The organism is Frigoribacterium sp. AC394, assembly GCF_979258095.1.
Window position 1 is genome coordinate 340,022 of record NZ_OZ409834.1, and the last position, 17,719, is coordinate 357,740.

General features: G+C 71.5%; 15 protein-coding genes and 1 pseudogene. All 16 read right to left on the bottom strand.

What is annotated here, in order from left to right; all coding sequences use genetic code 11:
• On the bottom strand, positions 1 to 840 hold the full coding sequence (gene hisG / locus ACZZY9_RS01510) for an ATP phosphoribosyltransferase (protein WP_192060327.1): 840 nt from the start codon (positions 838 to 840) through the stop codon (positions 1 to 3).
• A 91-nt stretch (positions 841 to 931) separates the two neighbouring features.
• The gene (locus tag ACZZY9_RS01515) at positions 932 to 1,195 is read right to left on the bottom strand and encodes a phosphoribosyl-ATP diphosphatase (RefSeq protein WP_192060326.1); all 264 of its coding nucleotides are present in this window, start codon (positions 1,193 to 1,195) and stop codon (positions 932 to 934) included.
• Positions 1,192 to 1,857, bottom strand: coding sequence for a ribulose-phosphate 3-epimerase (gene rpe, locus ACZZY9_RS01520; RefSeq protein ID WP_463462719.1), 666 nt, complete (start codon positions 1,855 to 1,857; stop codon positions 1,192 to 1,194). Before rpe ends, ACZZY9_RS01515 begins: the two co-directional genes overlap by 4 nt.
• Positions 1,858 to 1,920: 63 nt before the next feature.
• Positions 1,921 to 3,297 carry an RsmB/NOP family class I SAM-dependent RNA methyltransferase gene (locus ACZZY9_RS01525; RefSeq protein WP_463462720.1) on the bottom strand — a complete coding sequence of 459 codons (1,377 nt, stop codon included), beginning with the start codon at positions 3,295 to 3,297 and terminating at the stop codon, positions 1,921 to 1,923.
• Positions 3,294 to 4,301: a methionyl-tRNA formyltransferase gene (gene fmt / locus ACZZY9_RS01530; RefSeq protein ID WP_463462721.1), complete on the bottom strand. Its 1,008-nt coding sequence runs from the start codon at positions 4,299 to 4,301 to the stop codon at positions 3,294 to 3,296. The genes ACZZY9_RS01525 and fmt overlap by 4 nt, the downstream gene beginning before the upstream one ends.
• Before the next feature lie 14 nt (positions 4,302 to 4,315).
• Positions 4,316 to 6,331, bottom strand: coding sequence for a primosomal protein N' family DNA-binding protein (locus tag ACZZY9_RS01535; RefSeq protein ID WP_463462722.1), 2,016 nt, complete (start codon positions 6,329 to 6,331; stop codon positions 4,316 to 4,318).
• A gap of 35 nt (positions 6,332 to 6,366) precedes the next feature.
• Positions 6,367 to 7,596, bottom strand: a complete 1,230-nt coding sequence (gene metK / locus ACZZY9_RS01540; protein WP_463462723.1) for a methionine adenosyltransferase — start codon at positions 7,594 to 7,596, stop codon at positions 6,367 to 6,369.
• A gap of 158 nt (positions 7,597 to 7,754) precedes the next feature.
• A complete protein-coding gene (gene rpoZ, locus ACZZY9_RS01545; RefSeq protein WP_192060321.1) occupies positions 7,755 to 8,021 on the bottom strand; it encodes a DNA-directed RNA polymerase subunit omega in 267 nt (88 codons plus the stop codon).
• Positions 8,022 to 8,094: 73 nt separating this feature from the next.
• A pseudogene (gene gmk, locus ACZZY9_RS01550) lies at positions 8,095 to 9,008 on the bottom strand (guanylate kinase).
• Entirely contained in the window at positions 8,996 to 9,868 is an 873-nt protein-coding gene (gene pyrF / locus ACZZY9_RS01555; protein WP_463462724.1) for an orotidine-5'-phosphate decarboxylase, read from the bottom strand. The pseudogene gmk and the gene pyrF overlap by 13 nt, the downstream one beginning before the upstream one ends.
• A complete protein-coding gene (carB, locus tag ACZZY9_RS01560; RefSeq protein WP_463462725.1) occupies positions 9,865 to 13,140 on the bottom strand; it encodes a carbamoyl-phosphate synthase large subunit in 3,276 nt (1,091 codons plus the stop codon). Before carB ends, pyrF begins: the two co-directional genes overlap by 4 nt.
• Positions 13,140 to 14,309: a glutamine-hydrolyzing carbamoyl-phosphate synthase small subunit gene (gene carA, locus ACZZY9_RS01565; protein WP_463462726.1), complete on the bottom strand. Its 1,170-nt coding sequence runs from the start codon at positions 14,307 to 14,309 to the stop codon at positions 13,140 to 13,142. Before carA ends, carB begins: the two co-directional genes overlap by 1 nt.
• On the bottom strand, positions 14,306 to 14,824 hold the full coding sequence (locus tag ACZZY9_RS01570) for a PH-like domain-containing protein (RefSeq protein WP_463462727.1): 519 nt from the start codon (positions 14,822 to 14,824) through the stop codon (positions 14,306 to 14,308). The genes carA and ACZZY9_RS01570 overlap by 4 nt, the downstream gene beginning before the upstream one ends.
• The gene (locus tag ACZZY9_RS01575; RefSeq protein WP_463462728.1) at positions 14,821 to 16,194 is read right to left on the bottom strand and encodes a dihydroorotase; all 1,374 of its coding nucleotides are present in this window, start codon (positions 16,192 to 16,194) and stop codon (positions 14,821 to 14,823) included. The genes ACZZY9_RS01570 and ACZZY9_RS01575 overlap by 4 nt, the downstream gene beginning before the upstream one ends.
• Entirely contained in the window at positions 16,191 to 17,147 is a 957-nt protein-coding gene (locus tag ACZZY9_RS01580) for an aspartate carbamoyltransferase catalytic subunit (RefSeq protein WP_463462729.1), read from the bottom strand. The genes ACZZY9_RS01575 and ACZZY9_RS01580 overlap by 4 nt, the downstream gene beginning before the upstream one ends.
• A complete protein-coding gene (gene pyrR, locus ACZZY9_RS01585; RefSeq protein ID WP_463462730.1) occupies positions 17,144 to 17,716 on the bottom strand; it encodes a bifunctional pyr operon transcriptional regulator/uracil phosphoribosyltransferase PyrR in 573 nt (190 codons plus the stop codon). The genes ACZZY9_RS01580 and pyrR overlap by 4 nt, the downstream gene beginning before the upstream one ends.
• Between the last annotated feature and the right edge of the window lie 3 nt (positions 17,717 to 17,719).

Genomic DNA, 17,719 nt, shown 5'->3' on the forward strand with positions numbered 1-17,719 from the left:
TCAGAGCCTCGCGGCGTGGATCGGGCTGACGAGGATGGCCCGGGCGCCGAGGTCGTAGAGGGCGTCCATCACCTGGTTCGTGTCGGTCCGCTTCACCATCACCCGCACGGCCGCCCACTCGGCGTCGTGGAGGGGCGCGACCGTCGGGGACTCCATGCCCGGCGCGATCGCCGTCGCGGCGTCGAGCTTGGAGACCGGGATGTCGTAGTCCATCATCACGTACTGCCTCGCCACGAGCACGCCCTGCAGACGGCGGTGCAGCACGGCCAGCCCGTCGACGCTCTCGTCGGAGGCGATGAGCACGGCCGTCGACTCGAGGATGACGGGGCCGAAGATCTCGAGGCCCGCCGCCCGGAGGGTGCCGCCGGTCGACACGACGTCGGCCACGGCGTCGGCGACACCGAGGCGGACGGCGCTCTCGACCGCACCGTCGAGACCGACGAGGTTCGCGGTCACCCCGTGCGAGGCGAGGAACGAGCCGACGAGACCCGCGTAGCTGGTCGCCACCCGGGTGCCCTGCAGCTCACGCAGGTCGGTGAAGCGCCCGGGAGGACCCGCGAAGCGGAAGGTCGAGCCGCCGAAGTCGAGAGGGGCGACCTCGTGGGCGGGCGAGTGCGAGTCGAGGAGGAGGTCGCGGCCCGTGATGCCGACGTCGAGCGCACCCGAGCCGACGTAGGTCGCGATGTCGCGCGGACGGAGGTAGAAGAACTCGACGCCGTTGCGAGGGTCCTCGACGTGGAGCGTGCGGGTGTCGCGGCGACCCGAGTACCCGGCCTCGCCGAGCATGGCTGTCGCGGTCTCGCTGAGTGAGCCCTTGTTGGGCACTGCTACGCGGAGCATGTGGTGACTCTGTTCTCTCTGGTCGGCCCGTCGGGGCCGGATGACGTCGGACCGCCGGTGGACGACGGTCTCGCGGGGCTGCGGAGACGGATCAGAGATGTCGGTACACGTCGGCGGGGGTCAGCCCCTTGGCGAGCATCAGCACCTGCAGGTGGTAGAGCAGCTGCGAGATCTCTTCGGCGGTCGCCGTGTCGCCCTCGTACTCGGCGGCCATCCACACCTCGGCGGCCTCTTCTACGATCTTCTTGCCGATCTGGTGCACGCCCGCATCGAACTCAGCCACCGTTCCCGACCCCTGGGGGCGGTCGCGGACCTTGTCGCTGAGCTCTGCGAACAGTTCGTCGAAGGTCTTCACGAGGTCAAGGCTACCGTCGCGGCAGCCGCACGGAGAGCCGCGATGCGCTCCGACGGCTCGCCGCCGAAGACGGCCGAGCCGGCGACGACCGTGTCGGCCCCGTTCTCGACCGCCGTGACGATCGTCGTGACGTCGATGCCGCCGTCGACCTCGAGCCAGACGTCGAGCCCCGACCGGTCGACCGCCTCACGCGCGCGGGCCAGCTTGGGCATCGTCTCGGTCATGAACGACTGGCCGCCGAACCCGGGCTCGACCGTCATGACGAGGATCATGTCGAACTCGTCGAGGGTCTCGAGGTACGGCGCGATGTCCGTGCCGGGCTTCACCGCCACGGAGGCGCGAGCCCCCGCACTGCGGATCGCCCTCGCCGTGGCGACGGGATCGGCGGCGGCCTCGGCTGAGAAGGTCACGGAGAGCACGCCCAGCTCGGCGTACCGGGGAGCCCAGCGGTCGGCGTCGTCGACCATCAGATGCACGTCGAGCGGCAGCGGACTGACCTGCTGGAGTCGCTGCACCACCGGGAGCCCGAGCGTCAGGTTCGGCACGAAGTGGCCGTCCATGACGTCGACGTGGACGAGGTCGGCGTCGCCGATGCGATGGAGGTCGCGCTCGAGGTTGGCGAAGTCGGCCGAGAGGATGCTGGGGCTGATGCGGACGGACACCCGACGAGCCTAGCGGGGCCACCCGGTCGGCGCCGCTTCAGGACGGCGAGAGACCGCGCCTCGTCAGGACGGCGAGGGACCGCGTCGCTTCTCGACGAGTGCGACGAACATCGCGTCCGTCCCGTGCCGATGCGGCCAGAGCTGGACGTACGGCGCCGAGCCGAGGTCGACGGGTGCGCCCACGATCGTCTCCGCGGAGGCGGTCGCGTCGACGACGGTGAGGTCGTCGCGGCCCCGCACGCCTGTCTCGACGATGGCCCGGGTCTCGGCGACGTGAGGCGAGCACGTCACGTAGGCGAGGACTCCCCCGGGTGCCAGGGCGTCGATCGCGCTGGCGAACAGGCGGGCCTGCAGGGCGGTGAGCTCGCCGACGTCGCGCGGCTGCTTGCGCCAGCGGGCCTCGGGACGACGGCGGAGGGCGCCGAGCCCCGTGCAGGGCGCGTCGAGAAGGATGCGGTCGAACGACTCGGGCTGCTCCGCGCCGAAGCGCGTCGCGTCGCCCTCGACCACCTGCACGCCGCCGGGGACGGGCTCGAGCGCCTGACGGACGAGTCCCGCCCGCGCCGGGACGAGTTCGTTGGCGAGGAGTCGCGCGCCGCCTCCGGCCGCCTCCGCACCGAGCAGCGCCGCCTTGCCGCCCGGCCCGGCGCACATGTCGAGCCACCGCTCGCCGTCCGCGATCGGGCGGTGACGGCTCAGCAGCAGAGCCGCCATCTGCGACCCCTCGTCTTGAACCCGGGCGCGTCCGTCGCGGACGGCGGGGTGGCTCGCCGGGTCCCCGCCGCCACTGGTCGCCGCGACGGGCGAGAGGACGCCACCCGCGCCTCCCAGTTCGGAGACCTCGGCCAGCCCCGGCAGCGCCACGAGACTCACCCGCGGGGCCCTGTTGTCGGCCTCGAGCAGCTCGACGAGCTCGTCGCCCCGCCCCTCGGCGGTGAGCGCCTGACGGAAGGCCCGCACGACCCACGCCGGGTGCGACCACTCGGCGGCCAACGCCTCGTCGGCACCCCGGGCGCCCTCGAGGACGCGTTCGCGCCAGACCCCGGGCTCGGTGCGGGAGACGGTGCGGAGGACCCCGTTCACGAAGCCGGTGCCCGATCGACTGCCGACCTCGCGGGCGAGCTCGACCGACTCGTCGACCGCGGCGTGCGTGGCGACCCGCGTCGAGAGCAGCTGATGGACTCCCAGCCGCAGGACGTCGAGGAGAGCCGGGTCGATCTTCGACACGGGCCGTCGGGCGGCGATCGCGATGACGAGGTCGTAGTAGCCCTGGAGGCGCAGCGTGCCGTAGGTGAGCTCGGTCGCGAGGCCCGCGTCGGCGGCGTCGAGACGGGCACGGGCGATGCGCGACGGGAGCAGCAGGTTCGAGTAGGCGTCGTCGTCGGAGACGGCGCGGAGGACGTCGAGGGCGACCCGACGGGCGGGCTGGACACGACTCATGAGCGGTCTCCTTCGTCGAGGGGGTCGGAGGGGCGGCCGGGTCCGCCCGGGTCGGGTGCCGAGTCGCCCGCCTCCACGAGGAGGCGCGGGGCATCACCGCCGGACAGCCCGCGGAACCAGTCGGTCGCCGCCATGGCCTTCTTGCCGGCGGGCTGGACCCGCATCAGCTCGAGGGGCGCGGTGGCCGTGCCGACGAGGAGGCGGCGACCGGACAGCGAGAGGGCGCCGGGTGCCGGGTCGACGGCGAGATCGGGCGACTCAACGGCGCGCAGCTCGAGGATCTTGAGGCGGGCGCCCTCGAAGGGGACGTGCGCCCCGGGCTCGGGCGTGACCCCCCGCCACCGGTCGAGGACCTCGCCGGCGGGCCGCCCGAGATCGAGCGCCCCGTCGTCGAGGGTCAGTTTGGGGGCCAGCGTCACCGTGCCGGTCTGCGCGACGCCCACGGCCGTGCCCGAGGCGAGGTCGGCGACCGTGCGCTCGAGCAGCTCCGCACCGGAGACCGAGAGGTCGTCGAGCAGGCCGCCCGCGGTCTCGGCGCCGCCGAGACGCTGCTCGACGACGCCGTAGACGTCGCCGGCGTCGAGCTCGGGGACGAGCTGGAACACGACGGCCCCCGTGACCTCGTCGCCGGCCATGAGGGCGCGCTGGACGGGTGCCGCCCCGCGCCACCGCGGGAGGAGCGAGAAGTGGAGATTGACCCAGCCGAGTCGAGGCAGCGAGAGCACGGGCTCGCGCAGCAGCGCCCCGAAGGCGACGATGACGCCGAGGTCGGCGTCGACTGCCCGGAGGTGCTCGGTCACGTCGTCGGTGATCCGACGCGCCTTGACCACGGGCAGACCGAGACGCTCGGCCTCGACGGCGACCGGCGTCGGCGTCAGCACGCGCTTGCGGCCCTGAGGGGTGTCGCTGCGGGTCAGCACCGCCACGATCTCGTGCTCGCTCTCGGCGAGGGCGCGGAGGGACGGGAGGGCGGCGGCGGGGCTGCCGGCGAAGACGAGACGCACGGGGGTTCCTGAACTCAATCGGTGAACGGCTCGACGTCGTCGAACCGCACTCTGAGTGTAGGGACGGCACGACCGCGCTTCTGACCGATGGCCTTGCGACGCTCGGTGGCCGCCCGGATCACCTGCGACCTGAGGATCTGCGCCACCTCGCCGCCGCGCCGCACGTCGAAGCGGACGATGGCGCGCACCCCGGCCTCGGGCACGTCGACGGGGCCGAGCGTCTCGGCCCGCACCTCGTCGGGGAGCTCGCCGAGGGCTCGGGCCACGGTGTCGACGGTGCCCGTCACCGTCGCGACGCGGACGGCCGGCGGGAAGCGCAGCTGCCGACGGTCGGCGAGCTCGGAGGAGGCGAAGCGGGCGAGCTCCCAGGTGGCCAGCGCGGAGGCCAGGGCTCCCCCGACCCCGACCAGCACGACGGGTGCGCGTCGAGCCGCGAGAGCCGTCGCATTGGCCCACCAGCGGAGACAGTCTTCGGCGACTCGGAGACTCTCTCTCGCCAGCATGCGCTCCCCGTCCAGGAGGAGGACCGCCCGGTAGCCGCCGGGGGCGACGGGCTCGGCACCGCGCGTGGCGACGACCAGCGCGGGTGCGTCGTCGACGTGGGTGATCGGTCGCGTGCCGTCGGCCACGATGACGCGGACCCCCGGGAAGGCCTTGCCGAGTTCGTCGGCCGTGCGGGACGCACCGGCGCCGACGGCCTTCATCGCCGTGCCCTCGCAGGTCTTGCAGTGCCAGCCGACCGCGAGTGCTCCGCACCAGGAGCAGGCGGGTTGGGCGCCCTGCTCGCGCTGGACGACCGGACCGTTGCAGCGCAGGCAGCGCGCGGTGTCGCCGCATTCGGTGCAGGCGAGCCGCGGAGAGTAGCCCGGGTGAGCCACCTGGACGAGGACCGGACCGTGCTCGACGGCGGCTCGGGCCTCGGTCCAGGCCGTGGAGGGGATCCGTGCCCGCGCGGCGAAGCCGTCGTGCGCGGACTGCTGAGACGTCGGGATCACCTTTGGCTGGTACCGCGGATCGGGGCGGACCTCGGCGAGGAAGCCCAGCTCGACCAGGCGCTGGACATCGGTGCTCCGGGCGTGGCCCAGGAAGACCAGGGCCGTGTCCTGCTGCGCCTGGCGGACGAGCGCGGTGTCGCGGGCGTGCACGTAGGGGCTGAGCGGCTCGGAGAAGAGAGGGTCGCCGTCGTCGAAGACGACGATGACGCCGAGACGAGCCGACGGCGCGAGGAGGACCGAGCGGTTGCCGACGATGACGACGGGGTCGTCGCCCCGGGCACGGAGGAGCGCCCGGTACCGGTCGGCGTTCGACTGCCGGGAGTCGAGACGGACGATCGCCTCGGACGGGACGACCGCGGCGAGGGCCCGCAGGACGTGATCCTCGTCTCGGTAGTCGGGCACGGCGATGATCGCGTTGTCGCCCGCCGCCAGAGCCACCGTGGCCAGCTGAGCGGCCGTCACGGCCCAATGGCCGACCCACGCGCCGTCGTCGGCCAGCTCGACCAGCAGGGGGACGGCGTCGACGGCGGCGCGACCCCTCGCGGGCACGAGATCGTGGAGCGAGTCGGCCCGGTACGCGGTGACGGCCTGGGCGACGACGGGCTCGGGCGCCGTGACCGGCTCGTCGGCACCCTCCGCCGCGAGGCGCGCGGCGGCCCAGGCCTTCTCGACCCGCACCTGCCGAGGAGGCACGGCGAGGCGCAGGACGTCGCTCGCGGAGCCGCCGGCGCGGTCGGCCACCGCCCGGGCGAGCCGCCAGACCTCGGGGGCCAGCACGGGCACGTCGGACACGATGTCGTCGACTTCGCTGAGCTCGCCCGCATGGTCGGATCCGTCGACGACGTCGACCACGAATCCGTCGGCGATGCGGCCGGCGGATCGCAGCGGCACCTTGACCCGGATGCCCGGGACGACCTGCCCGACCAGACGCGCGGGGACGCGGTAGTCGAAGAGACGATCCAGCTGCGGCAACGGCGAGTCGACGAGCACGCGGGCGACGGGCCGACCGGGGGTCTCGGCGGACGTCGCGCTCACGGGGTTCTCGGACGGCGTGGCGGGGTCACCGATGATCAGAGCCCGGCGGCGGCCCGCAGCGCGTCGACGCGGTCGAGGGCCTCCCAGGTGAAGTCGGGCAGGTCGCGGCCGAAGTGGCCGTAGGTCGACGTCGCCGCGTAGATCGGGCGCAGCAGGTCGAGGTCGCGGATGATGGCCGCCGGGCGGAGGTCGAAGACCTCGCCGATGGCGTCGATGATGACCTGGTCGGAGACGTGACCCGTGCCGAACGTCTCGACGTAGAGACCGACCGGGGCGGCGCGTCCGATGGCGTAGGCGATCTGCAGTTCGAGGCGGTCGGCGAGACCTGCGGCGACGGCGTTCTTCGCGACCCACCGCATGGCGTAGGCGGCGGACCGGTCGACCTTCGACGGGTCCTTGCCCGAGAACGCCCCGCCGCCGTGCCTGCTCGCGCCGCCGTAGGTGTCGACGATGATCTTGCGGCCGGTGAGCCCGGCATCGCCCTGGGGCCCGCCGATCTCGAAGCGCCCGGTGGGGTTGATGATGAATCGCGTGCCGCTCGAGTCGAGCCCCGCGTCGGTGAGCACGGGACGGATGACGTGCTCGATGACGTCGCTCTCGAGCTGAGCGCTCGAGACGCTCGGCGAGTGCTGCGTCGAGAGCACGACGGTGTCGACCGTGACGGGCACGACGCCGTCGTAGCCGACCGTGACCTGGGTCTTGCCGTCGGGTCGGAGGTAGTCGAGCTCGCCCGTCTTGCGGACGGACGCGAGTCGCTCGGCGAGACGGTGGGCGAGCCAGACGGGCAGCGGCATGTACTGCGGCGTCTCGTTCGTGGCGTAGCCGAACATGATGCCCTGATCGCCCGCACCCTGGCGGTTGAGGACGTCGTCGTCGCCGCCCCGCGCCTCGAGCGCCGAGTCGACGCCCTGCGCGATGTCGGGCGACTGCGAGCCGATCGAGACCTCGACGCCGCAGGTGCGGCCGTCGAAGCTGACCGCCGACGAGTCGTAGCCGATGCCGACGATGAGGTCGCGGACGATCGTCGGGATGTCGACGTAGCCCTTGGTGGTGACCTCGCCGGCGACGTGCACGAGACCCGTCGTGACCATGGTCTCGACGGCGACCCGGCTGGCGGGGTCGACGGCCAGCAGAGCGTCGAGGATGCCGTCGGAGATCTGGTCGCAGATCTTGTCGGGGTGGCCCTCGGTCACGGACTCGGAGGTGAAGAGACGGAGGCCCGTCGGAGTCGTACGGCTCGTGCTGGTGGTGTCGGTCGTGGTCAAGGGGACCCCTCGTGGCTCATGGTCGGCTCGACGGATGCATCGTGCCGTGGGACGTGACGAGGCCCCGCGGGATCGTCTCCCGGGGGCCTCGTCAGAGTCTAGGACCGACCCCTGACAGCTGGTCGTCCCGTGACGTGCCGCCTGTGGGCGGCGGATGCCTAGTCGGCCGTGACGGCGAGCGGCTTGACCTCGAGCCGGTCTTCGTTGATCTCGTGCATGGCGACCGAGAGGGGCTTGTCGTCGATGGTGCTGTCGACGAGAGGGCCGACGTTGTCGAACAGGCTGCCCTCGTGGAGGTCGGCGTAGTAGTCGTTGATCTGACGGGCGCGCTTGGACGCGAAGATGACGAGCGCGTACTTCGACTCGACCTTCGAGAGCAGCTCGTCGATGGGCGGATCGATGATGCCCTTGTTCTTGTCGGCCATGGTTACTCCTCGTTCGTGGTGCGTTGTCTCGGCGTGCCGACCGGGCAGGCTGAGGGGGAAGTCGTGGCGTCGATCAGTCGCGCTGTCGCGCGTCGTCGGACGCAGTCATCAATTCTACGACCTCTCGGGCCGCTTCGGCCACGTCGTGGTTGACGACCTTGACGTCGAACTCGTCTTGGGCGGCCAGCTCGACCTTCGCTGTCTCGAGTCGTCGCTGCTGCTCGGCGGCGTCCTCCGTGCCGCGGCCGATGAGCCGACGGACCAGTTCGTCCCAGGTGGGGGAAGCAGGAACACGAGCACGGCCTCGGGCATCGCAGCACGGACCAGACGCGCGCCCTGCAGATCGATCTCGAGCAGCACGCTGCGGCCGTCGCGGAGCGCCGCGTCGATCGGAGGGCGCGGCGTGCCGTACCGGTACGAGTTGTGCACGGTCGCGTACTCGAGGAGCTCCCGCTCGCGGATCATCCGGTCGAACTCGGCGTCGTCGACGAAGTAGTAGTGCACGCCGTCGACCTCGCCCGGTCTCGGGGCTCGCGTCGTCGCCGAGATCGACAGGTGGACATCGGGGTAGTTGTCGCGGATGTGAGCCGAGACCGTGCCCTTGCCGACGGCCGTCGGGCCGGCCAGGACGACGAGACGCGACCGGAGCCGCCCCCGCGCTTCCCGATGGGCCAGCCAGTCTCCGAGCGTGCGTCGCTGCCGGACTCCGAGACCGCCGACCCGCTTGGACTCGGCGATGCCCAGGTCGGTCATGATGCGTGCCGCCCGGGTCGGCCCGATCCCCGGCATGCTCGTGAGCAGCTCGCGGACGCGGAGGGTGGCCTCGGGTGCCGTGGCCTCACCGGCCCACGCCGTCTCCGCGACGTCGAGCGCCTGACGTCGTCTCTCGGCGATCGCGGACTTCACGGCGGCCCGGCCTCGACGGGCGGCGACGGCGGCGCGGGCCGCGGCCGCGCGGTCGACGGGCGGCGGCGTCAGACGAGGCATCGGCGGATCTCGTCGGAGTCGCGACGGATCGCATCGGCGAGGTCGGCCGGACCCTGCTCGAGCAGCGCCCGGGAGGTCGAGACGACGACCGAACGGCTCGCGGCGCCGAAGAGGGCGGGGATGTCGCGGTAGAGCGCGCCCTGATGCCCGAACCCGGGCGCGAGGACGGGCGTGGTGGTCAAGCGGTCGGGATCGACGCCGGCGGCCACGAGGTCGACGGTCGCGCCGAGCACCAGCCCCACGGAGCCGAACCGGGGTTCTCCGGCGATCTGGTTGTCGTGCAGCACGTCGTCGACGATACCGCCCGCGACGGTCGAGACCGTGCCGTCGTCGTCGGTGCGCCGCGCCGTCTGCGTGACCCGCGCCTCCGGATTGGAGGTGGCGCCGAGCACGAACACGCCCGCACCCGCGCGACGGGCTCGTGCGATCAGACCGGTCATGGAGCCGAGACCGAGGTATGGAGACACCGTCAGCGCGTCGACCCGCAGGCTCGAGCCCGGATCGAACCAGGCGTCCCCGTAGGCGTCCATGGTGCTGCCGATGTCGCCGCGTTTGGCGTCGCCGATGACCAGCAGCCCTGCCTGACGAGCGGCGCGCAGGACCTCTTCGAGGGCGGCGAAGCCGGCCGAACCCCACCGCTCGTAGAAGGCCACCTGCGGTTTCACGATGCCCGCGCCTCCTCGGTGCGCCTCCTCGACCACCCGCAGACCGAAGTCGCGCGCCCCGGCCTCCCCGCCCGGCAGACGCCAGGCGTCGAGCAGGTACGGGTGCGGATCGATGCCGACGCAGAGCGGGCCGAGACGATCGAAGACCTCGCCGAGCCGCTCACCGAAGGCCGGAGCCGAGGCCCCTGCCGTCACAGTCGGGCCGCCCGCGCGAGTCCGTAGTCTTGCAGGCTCGTGACCTCGAGCTCGGTCTGCACGGCCTCGATCGACGCGACAGCCGCGCCGAGCTGGGCGATGGTCGTGAAGAGCGCCTTGTCGGCGGCGACGGTCGCCGCACGGATCTCGTAGCCGTCGGCACGGGCGCTCGAGCCGCTCGGCGTGTTGATCACGATGTCGACCTCGTCGGCGTTGATCAGATCGACGACCGAGTGGCCGCCCGCGCTGAACTTCGCGACGGTGTCCGCCTCGATGCCGTTGCGCACCAGCACCGTGGCGGTGCCCTCGGTGGCGAGGATCGTGAATCCGAGCTGCTGGAGGCGCAGCACCGGCAGGACGATCGCCCTCTTGTCGCGATCGGCGACGCTCACGAAGACGGTGCCCGACGTGGGCAGGCCGCCGTAGGCCGCGGTCTGGCTCTTGGCGAAAGCCCGCGGGAAGTCGCGGTCGATCCCCATGACCTCGCCCGTCGAGCGCATCTCGGGGCTCAGCACGCTGTCGACGATCTGGCCGTCCTTCGTGCGGAAGCGCTTGAAGGGCAGCACGGCCTCTTTCACGGAGATGGGCGAGTCGAGCGGGACGTCCGAGCCGTCTCTCGCGGGCAGCAGCCCGACGTCGACGAGCTCGCGGATGCTGCGTCCGACCATGACCAGCGACGCGGCCTTGGCCAGCGGGATCCCGAGCGCCTTCGAGACGAAGGGCACGGTGCGGCTCGCGCGCGGGTTCGCCTCGATGACGTAGAGCACGCCGGCGGCGATGGCGAACTGGACGTTCAGCAGACCGGAGACGCCGATGCCGCGCGCGATCTCGAGGGTGGCGGCACGGACCCGGTCGATCTCGCCCTTGCCGAGCGTCACGGGAGGGAGCGTGCAGCTCGAGTCGCCCGAGTGGATGCCGGCCTCCTCGATGTGCTCCATGATGCCGCCGACGTAGAGCTCGCTGCCGTCGTAGAGGGCGTCGACGTCGATCTCGACCGCGTCGTCCAGGAACCGGTCGACGAGGAGCGGCGCATCGGGGCCGATGATGGCCTGGTCTTCGACCCGGACGAAGTAGTCGGCCAGCGAGGGGCTGTCGTAGACGATCTCCATGCCGCGACCGCCGAGGACGTACGACGGGCGGACGAGGACGGGGTAGCCGATCTCCTCCGCGACCGCGACGGCGGTCTCGTAGTCGGTGGCCGTGCCGTTCTTCGGAGCGTGCAGCCCGGCGGCGTCGAGGATGCGCTGGAACAGCCCGCGCTCCTCGGCGGAGTCGATCGCGTCGGGGCTCGTCCCCAGGATGGGCACGCCGGCGGCCTCGAGCCCCTTGGCGAGACCGAGGGCGGTCTGACCGCCGAGCTGGACGACGACGCCGACGAGCTCGCCGCTTGCGCTCTCGGCGTGGACCACCTCGAGGACGTCCTCCAGGGTGAGCGGCTCGAAGTACAGGCGGTCGCTCGTGTCGTAGTCGGTGGACACCGTCTCGGGGTTGCAGTTGACCATGATCGTCTCGAAGCCCGCGTCGCTCAGCGCGAAGCTGGCGTGCACGCACGAGTAGTCGAACTCGACGCCCTGCCCGATCCGGTTCGGACCCGAGCCGAGGATGATCACCTTGCGGCGGTCGCTCGCGACCACCTCGGTCTCGAAGTCGTAGCTCGAGTAGTGGTACGGCGTGAGGGCCGGGAACTCCCCCGCGCAGGTGTCGACGGTCTTGAACACGGGCCGGACGCCGAGGGCGTGCCGCTCGTCACGGACCTGCTGCTCGGGCAGACCGCGCAGCTGCCCCAGCTGGGCGTCGCTGAAGCCGTGGTCCTTCGCGAAGGCGATGGTCTCGGCGTCGAGCGACTCCGCCGCGGCCACCGTCTCGGCGACCTCGTTGATCAGCACGATCTGGTCGATGAACCACGGGTCGATCTTCGTGGACTCGAAGACCTCGTCCGCCGTCGCACCGGCGCGGAGGGCCTGCTGCACGGTGACGATTCGACCGTCGGTCGGCGTCGCGGCCAACGCGAGCAGCGCCTCCTTGTCTCCGGGGGCTCCCTGCCAGTGGAAGCTCGATCCGCGCTTCTCGAGCGAGCGCAGCGCCTTCTGCAGCGCCTGCGTGAAGTTGCGGCCGAGGGCCATCGCCTCGCCGACGCTCTTCATGGTCGTGCTGAGCGTCGTGTCGGCCGCGGGGAACTTCTCGAACGCGAACCGCGGCACCTTGACGACGACGTAGTCGAGCGTGGGCTCGAAGGAGGCGGGGGTCACCTTGGTGATGTCGTTCGGGATCTCGTCGAGCCGGTACCCGAGCGCCAGCTTCGCGGCGATCTTCGCGATCGGGAAGCCGGTGGCCTTCGACGCCAGCGCGCTGGAGCGCGAGACCCGGGGGTTCATCTCGATGACGATGACGCGGCCGTTCGACGGGTCGATGGCGAACTGGATGTTGCAGCCGCCGGTGTCGACGCCCACCCGACGGATGATGTCGATGCTGATGTCGCGGAGGTTCTGGTACTCGCGGTCGGTCAGGGTGAGGGCCGGTGCGACGGTGATCGAGTCGCCGGTGTGGACTCCGACCGGGTCGACGTTCTCGATGGAGCAGACGACGACCGTGTTGTCGGCCGTGTCGCGCATCATCTCGAGCTCGTACTCCTTCCAGCCGAGGATGCTCTCTTCGAGGAGCACCTCGGTGGTGGGGCTCTGGTGCAGACCGTCGGTCACCATGCGGACGAGCTCGTCGCGCGTGTAGGCGAAGCCGGAGCCGAGGCCGCCCATCGTGTACGAGGGGCGGATCACGAGAGGGTAGCCGAGGTCTTCGGCGTACTCGACCGCCTGGTCGACGGTGCGCGCGATGTACGACTTGGCCACGTCGGCGCCCGACTCGAGCACCAGATCCTTGAAGAGCTGGCGGTCTTCCCCCTTCTGGATCGCCTCGACCTTCGCACCGATCAGCTCGACGCCGTGCTTGGCGAGGATGCCCTCCTCGTCGAGCTTGATGGCCGCGTTCAGGGCCGTCTGCCCGCCGAGGGTCGGGAGGATCGCGTCGGGGCGCTCCTTCACGATGATCGCCTCGAGCACCTCGGAGGTGATCGGCTCGATGTACGTGGCGTCGGCGAAGTCGGGGTCGGTCATGATCGTGGCCGGGTTCGGGTTGACCAGGATGACGCGCACCCCCTCTTCGCGGAGGACGCGGCAGGCCTGCGTTCCCGAGTAGTCGAACTCGGCCGCCTGGCCGATGACGATCGGCCCGGAGCCGATCACGAGGACGGAGTTGATGTCGGGGCGCTTGGGCATCAGATGCTGCTTTCGATGTCGGAGCCGAAGTCGACGGACTTGCCGTGCGAGCGGGCGACGACCGCCTCGCGGAAGCGGTCAAAGAGGTGGTTGCTGTCGTGAGGGCCGGCGGCCGCCTCGGGGTGGTACTGGACCGAGAACGCGGGGATGTCGAGGGCCCGTAGACCCTCGACGACCTGGTCGTTGAGGCTGTAGTGGCTGACCTCGACGCGACCGAAGCCGGCGGGTGAGTCGAGCACGCCCTCGATGGGCGCGTCGACCGCGAAGCCGTGGTTCTGACTGGTGATCTCGACTCGGTTGGTCGTCTTGTCGAGGACGGGCTGATTGATGCCCCGGTGCCCGAACGGCAGCTTGTACGTGCCGAAGCCGAGCGCCCTGCCGAACAGCTGGTTGCCGAAGCAGATGCCGAAGTAGGGAAGACCGTCGCGGAGGGCGCCCTGCAGCAGCTCGACCTGCGTGTCGCTCGCCGCCGGGTCGCCCGGGCCGTTCGAGTAGAAGAGCGCGTCGGGGGCGAGTGCGCGCAGCTCGTCGAGCGTCGTCGACTGCGGCAGCACGTGCACCTCGAAGCCCCGCTGGGCCAGGTAGCGCAGGGTCGAGGTCTTGACGCCCAGGTCGAGGACGGCGACCGAGCCGATGCGCTCGCCCTCGGGCTGGACCACGTAGGGCTCGAGCGTGGACACCTGGCTCGACAGGTTGAGACCGCGCATGTCGCTGCCCGCCGCGACGAGGGCGAGCTGCTCGGCCGGGTCGAGCTCGGCGTCGGCGCCGCTGAAGACGCCGCCCTTCATCGAGCCGACGTCGCGGAGGCGCCTCGTGACGGCACGGGTGTCGATGCCGCGGATGCCCACGACGCCGTCGGCGACGAGCTGGTCGTCGAGGCTGCCCTGGGCCCGGTGGTTCGACACGACGCGGCTGGCGTCGCGGACCACGTAGCCGGCGACCCAGATGCGACGCGACTCGGGATCCTCGTCGTTCACCCCGGTGTTGCCGATGTGCGGGGCCGTCATGACGACGATCTGCCCGGCGTACGAAGGGTCGGTCAGGGTCTCCTGGTAGCCGGTCATGCCGGTCGAGAAGACCACCTCGCCGAGGGTGCGGCCGACGGCGCCGTAAGCGAGCCCGACGTACCGCGACCCGTCTTCGAGGATGAGGACGGCTTTTTCACTCACAGGTTCTCTCCAGTGCTGGTTCCGGCCCGGGGGGCCGTGGGGATGATTCCGCGGATGCCATCGACGACCGCGGTGGGGTCGTCGACGATGCGCAGGTAGGTGTCGACGTCGGTCTCGCCGAGGGTCCAGGCGATGAGGACGAGCCCGCCCTCTTCGACGACGCGGTCGATCGTCCATGTGGCCCGGCCGACGTCGCGGATCGAGGAGGCGCGGATCAGCTTCGCCGGTTCGCCCGCGATCTCGAGGCGGACGCCCTCGGCATGGACCGAGACGCCCGCGCGTCCGCGGAAGCCGAGCCCGCCGATGACGATGCGGTCGAGCGGGTCGCCTGCTCGACTCGTCGCCACGTAGAAGCCGTCGGTCTCGATGCTCGGCGTGCCGAGGCCGTCGGGAGCGATCTCGGGCAGGGCGATGTCGGATTGACGTCGACCACGGGCACGCCACGATCGCGCCATCTGCCACAGCAGAGCCGCGAGCAGGACGAGGACTCCGAGGCCGATCCACCAGTAGGTCATCGGGACTCCGCTCCGGCTCCGGCCTCGGCCGACACCCGGTGCGCCGATACGGCCGCGGCGGCGCGCGCGATCGTCTCGGTCTCGACCACGGCGCCACCCTCGACGGTGGCGTAGCCCTGGTGGAAGGTGGCCTCGACCCGGCCCGGCAGGACTCGGTCGATGAACGGCGAGTTGGTGCTCTTGCCCGCGAGGTGCTCAGCGGAGAAGGTGCGCGTCACGCTCCGATCGTAGAGCGTCAGCTCGGCGGGCTCTCCGATGGCGAGGGGGCGCCCCTGCCCGGAGACCCGACCGATGACGGCGGGGGTCGTCGACATGATGCGCGCGACGTCGCCCCAGCCGATGAGCCCCGTGTCGACCATCGTGTGGTGCACGACGGGCAGGGCCGTCTCGAGGCCGACCATGCCGTTCGCCGCGGCGTCCCACTCGCAGCACTTCGCCTCGGAGGTGTGCGGCGCGTGATCGGTGGCCACGATGTCGATGGTGCCGTCGGCCAGGGCCGAGCGGAGGGCCTGCACGTCGTCCCTCCCGCGCAGCGGGGGGTTGACCTTGAACCGCGAGTCGTACCCGGCCACGAGATCCTCGGTGAGCAGCAGGTGGTGCGGCGTGACCTCGGCCGTGACGTCGATGCCGCGGGACTTCGCCCAGCGGATCACCTCGACGCTGCCGGCCGTCGAGACGTGGCAGACGTGCAGTCGGGCACCGACGTGGTCGGCGAGGAGCACGTCGCGCGCGATGATCGCCTCCTCCGCGACCGCGGGCCACCCGGCGAGACCCAGCTCGGCGGACAGCGCCCCCTCGTTCATCTGGGCGCCGATGGTCAGTCGCGGTTCTTGGGCGTGCTGCGCGACGACTCCCCCGAAGCCCTTGACGTACTCGAGCGCGCGACGCATCAGCAGAGGGTCGCTCACGCAGTGGCCGTCGTCGGAGAACACCCGGACGGCGGCACGGGATCGGGCCATGGCGCCGATCTCGGAGAGGTGCGTCCCCTCGAGACCCCGTGACACGGCGCCGATCGGTCGGACGGTCACGTACCCGGCCCGGTCGCCGAGCGCCTGCACCTGCTCGACGACCCCTGCGGTGTCGGCCACGGGCGACGAGTTCGCCATCGCGTTGACCGCGGTGAAGCCCCCCGCGGCGGCGGCACGCGAGCCGGTCAGAACGGTCTCGCTGCCCTCGCCGCCCGGCTCCCGGAGGTGCGTGTGGAGGTCGACGAGACCCGGCAGGACGAGGAGCCCGTCGGCGTCGACCACGGTGGCCCCGACGGCGCTGAGACGCGTGCCGAGCTCGACGACCACGCCGTCTCGGACGAGGACGTCGGTGCGGTCGCCGTCGACGGTCTCGACGGCGCGGATGATCTGGGTGGTGGTCACAGGGAGTCCTCCCGGTCGCCGGCGAGTGTGAGGTAGAGCACGGCCATGCGCACGGCGACGCCGTTGGCGACCTGCTCGCGGACGGTCGATCGCGGCGAGTCGGCGGCCTCGTCGCTGATCTCCAGACCGCGGTTCATCGGCCCGGGGTGCATCACGACGGTCTCCGACGGCAGCGCGCGGAACCGTGCGGCGCTGAGTCCCCAGGCGCGGGCGTACTCGCGGGCGTTCGGGAAGAACGCCTCGTTCATCCGCTCCTGCTGGATGCGCAGCATCATGACCACGTCGGGTCGCACCTGGAACAGGGCCTCGTCGAGGTCGTAGTGGACGTCGACGCCGAACCGGCTGACGTCGACGGGCAGGAGCGTGGGAGGTGCGACCACCGTGACCTGGGCGCCGAGCGTCCGCAGCAGCCAGGCATTGGACCGGGCCACCCGCGAGTGCAGGATGTCGCCGACGATGACGACCCGCAGGCCGTCGAGGTCGCGACCCCGACTCGCGGCGCCGTGCACCCGGCGTCGCATGGTGAACGCGTCGAGCAGCGCCTGGGTCGGGTGCTCGTGCGTGCCGTCGCCGGCGTTGACGATGCCCGCGTCCACCCAGCCGCTGTCGGCGAGCACCCGGGGAGCCCCGGAGGACGGGTGCCGGATGACGATGCCGTCGGCACCCATCGCGGCGAGCGTCTGCGCCGTGTCTTTGAGGGATTCGCCCTTCGACACGCTCGAGCCCTTGGCCGCGAAGTTGATGACGTCGGCGCTGAGCCGCTTCGCCGCGGCCTCGAAGGAGATGCGCGTGCGCGTGCTGTCCTCGTAGAAGAGGTTGACGACGGTCGTCCCGCGCAACGTTGGCAGCTTGCGGACCTCGCGGGTGCTGACGTCGGCCATGTCCTCTGAGATGTCGAGGATCCGCAGCGCATCGTCGAGTCCGAGATCGGAGGTGCTGAGCAGGTGCCTCATGCGTCAGCACCCGCGCCGGCGGCACCCTCAGTCGCCGCGCCTCCTTCGATCGCGACCAGTTCGTCCGCGTCGACGCCGGCGAGCCGGACGTAGATCCGCTCGGCGGTCGAGGTCGGCAGGTTCTTGCCCACGAAGTCGGCCCGGATCGGCAGCTCGCGGTGGCCCCGGTCGACGAGGACGGCGAGGCGGACCGCACGCGGCCGGCCGAGCGAGCTGAGGGCGTCGAGCGCCGCCCGGATCGTCCGCCCCGAGTACAGGACGTCGTCGACCAGGACGACGGTCTTGCCGTCGATGCCGCCGACGGGCAAAGACGTGGGCCGGGAGGCGCGGGTCGGCTGGCTGCGGAGGTCGTCGCGGTACATGGTCACGTCGACCGACCCGACCGGGATCGGCTCGCCCGAGATCGTCGCCAGCGACTCGGCGATGCGTTCGGCGAGGACGACGCCACGGGTCGGGATGCCGAGCACGACGAGGCCGGAGGCGCCCCGGTTCGACTCGAGGATCTCGTGGGAGATGCGCGTCAGAGCACGCGCGATGTCAGCCTGACTCAGCACGGTTCGGGTGCTCAATCG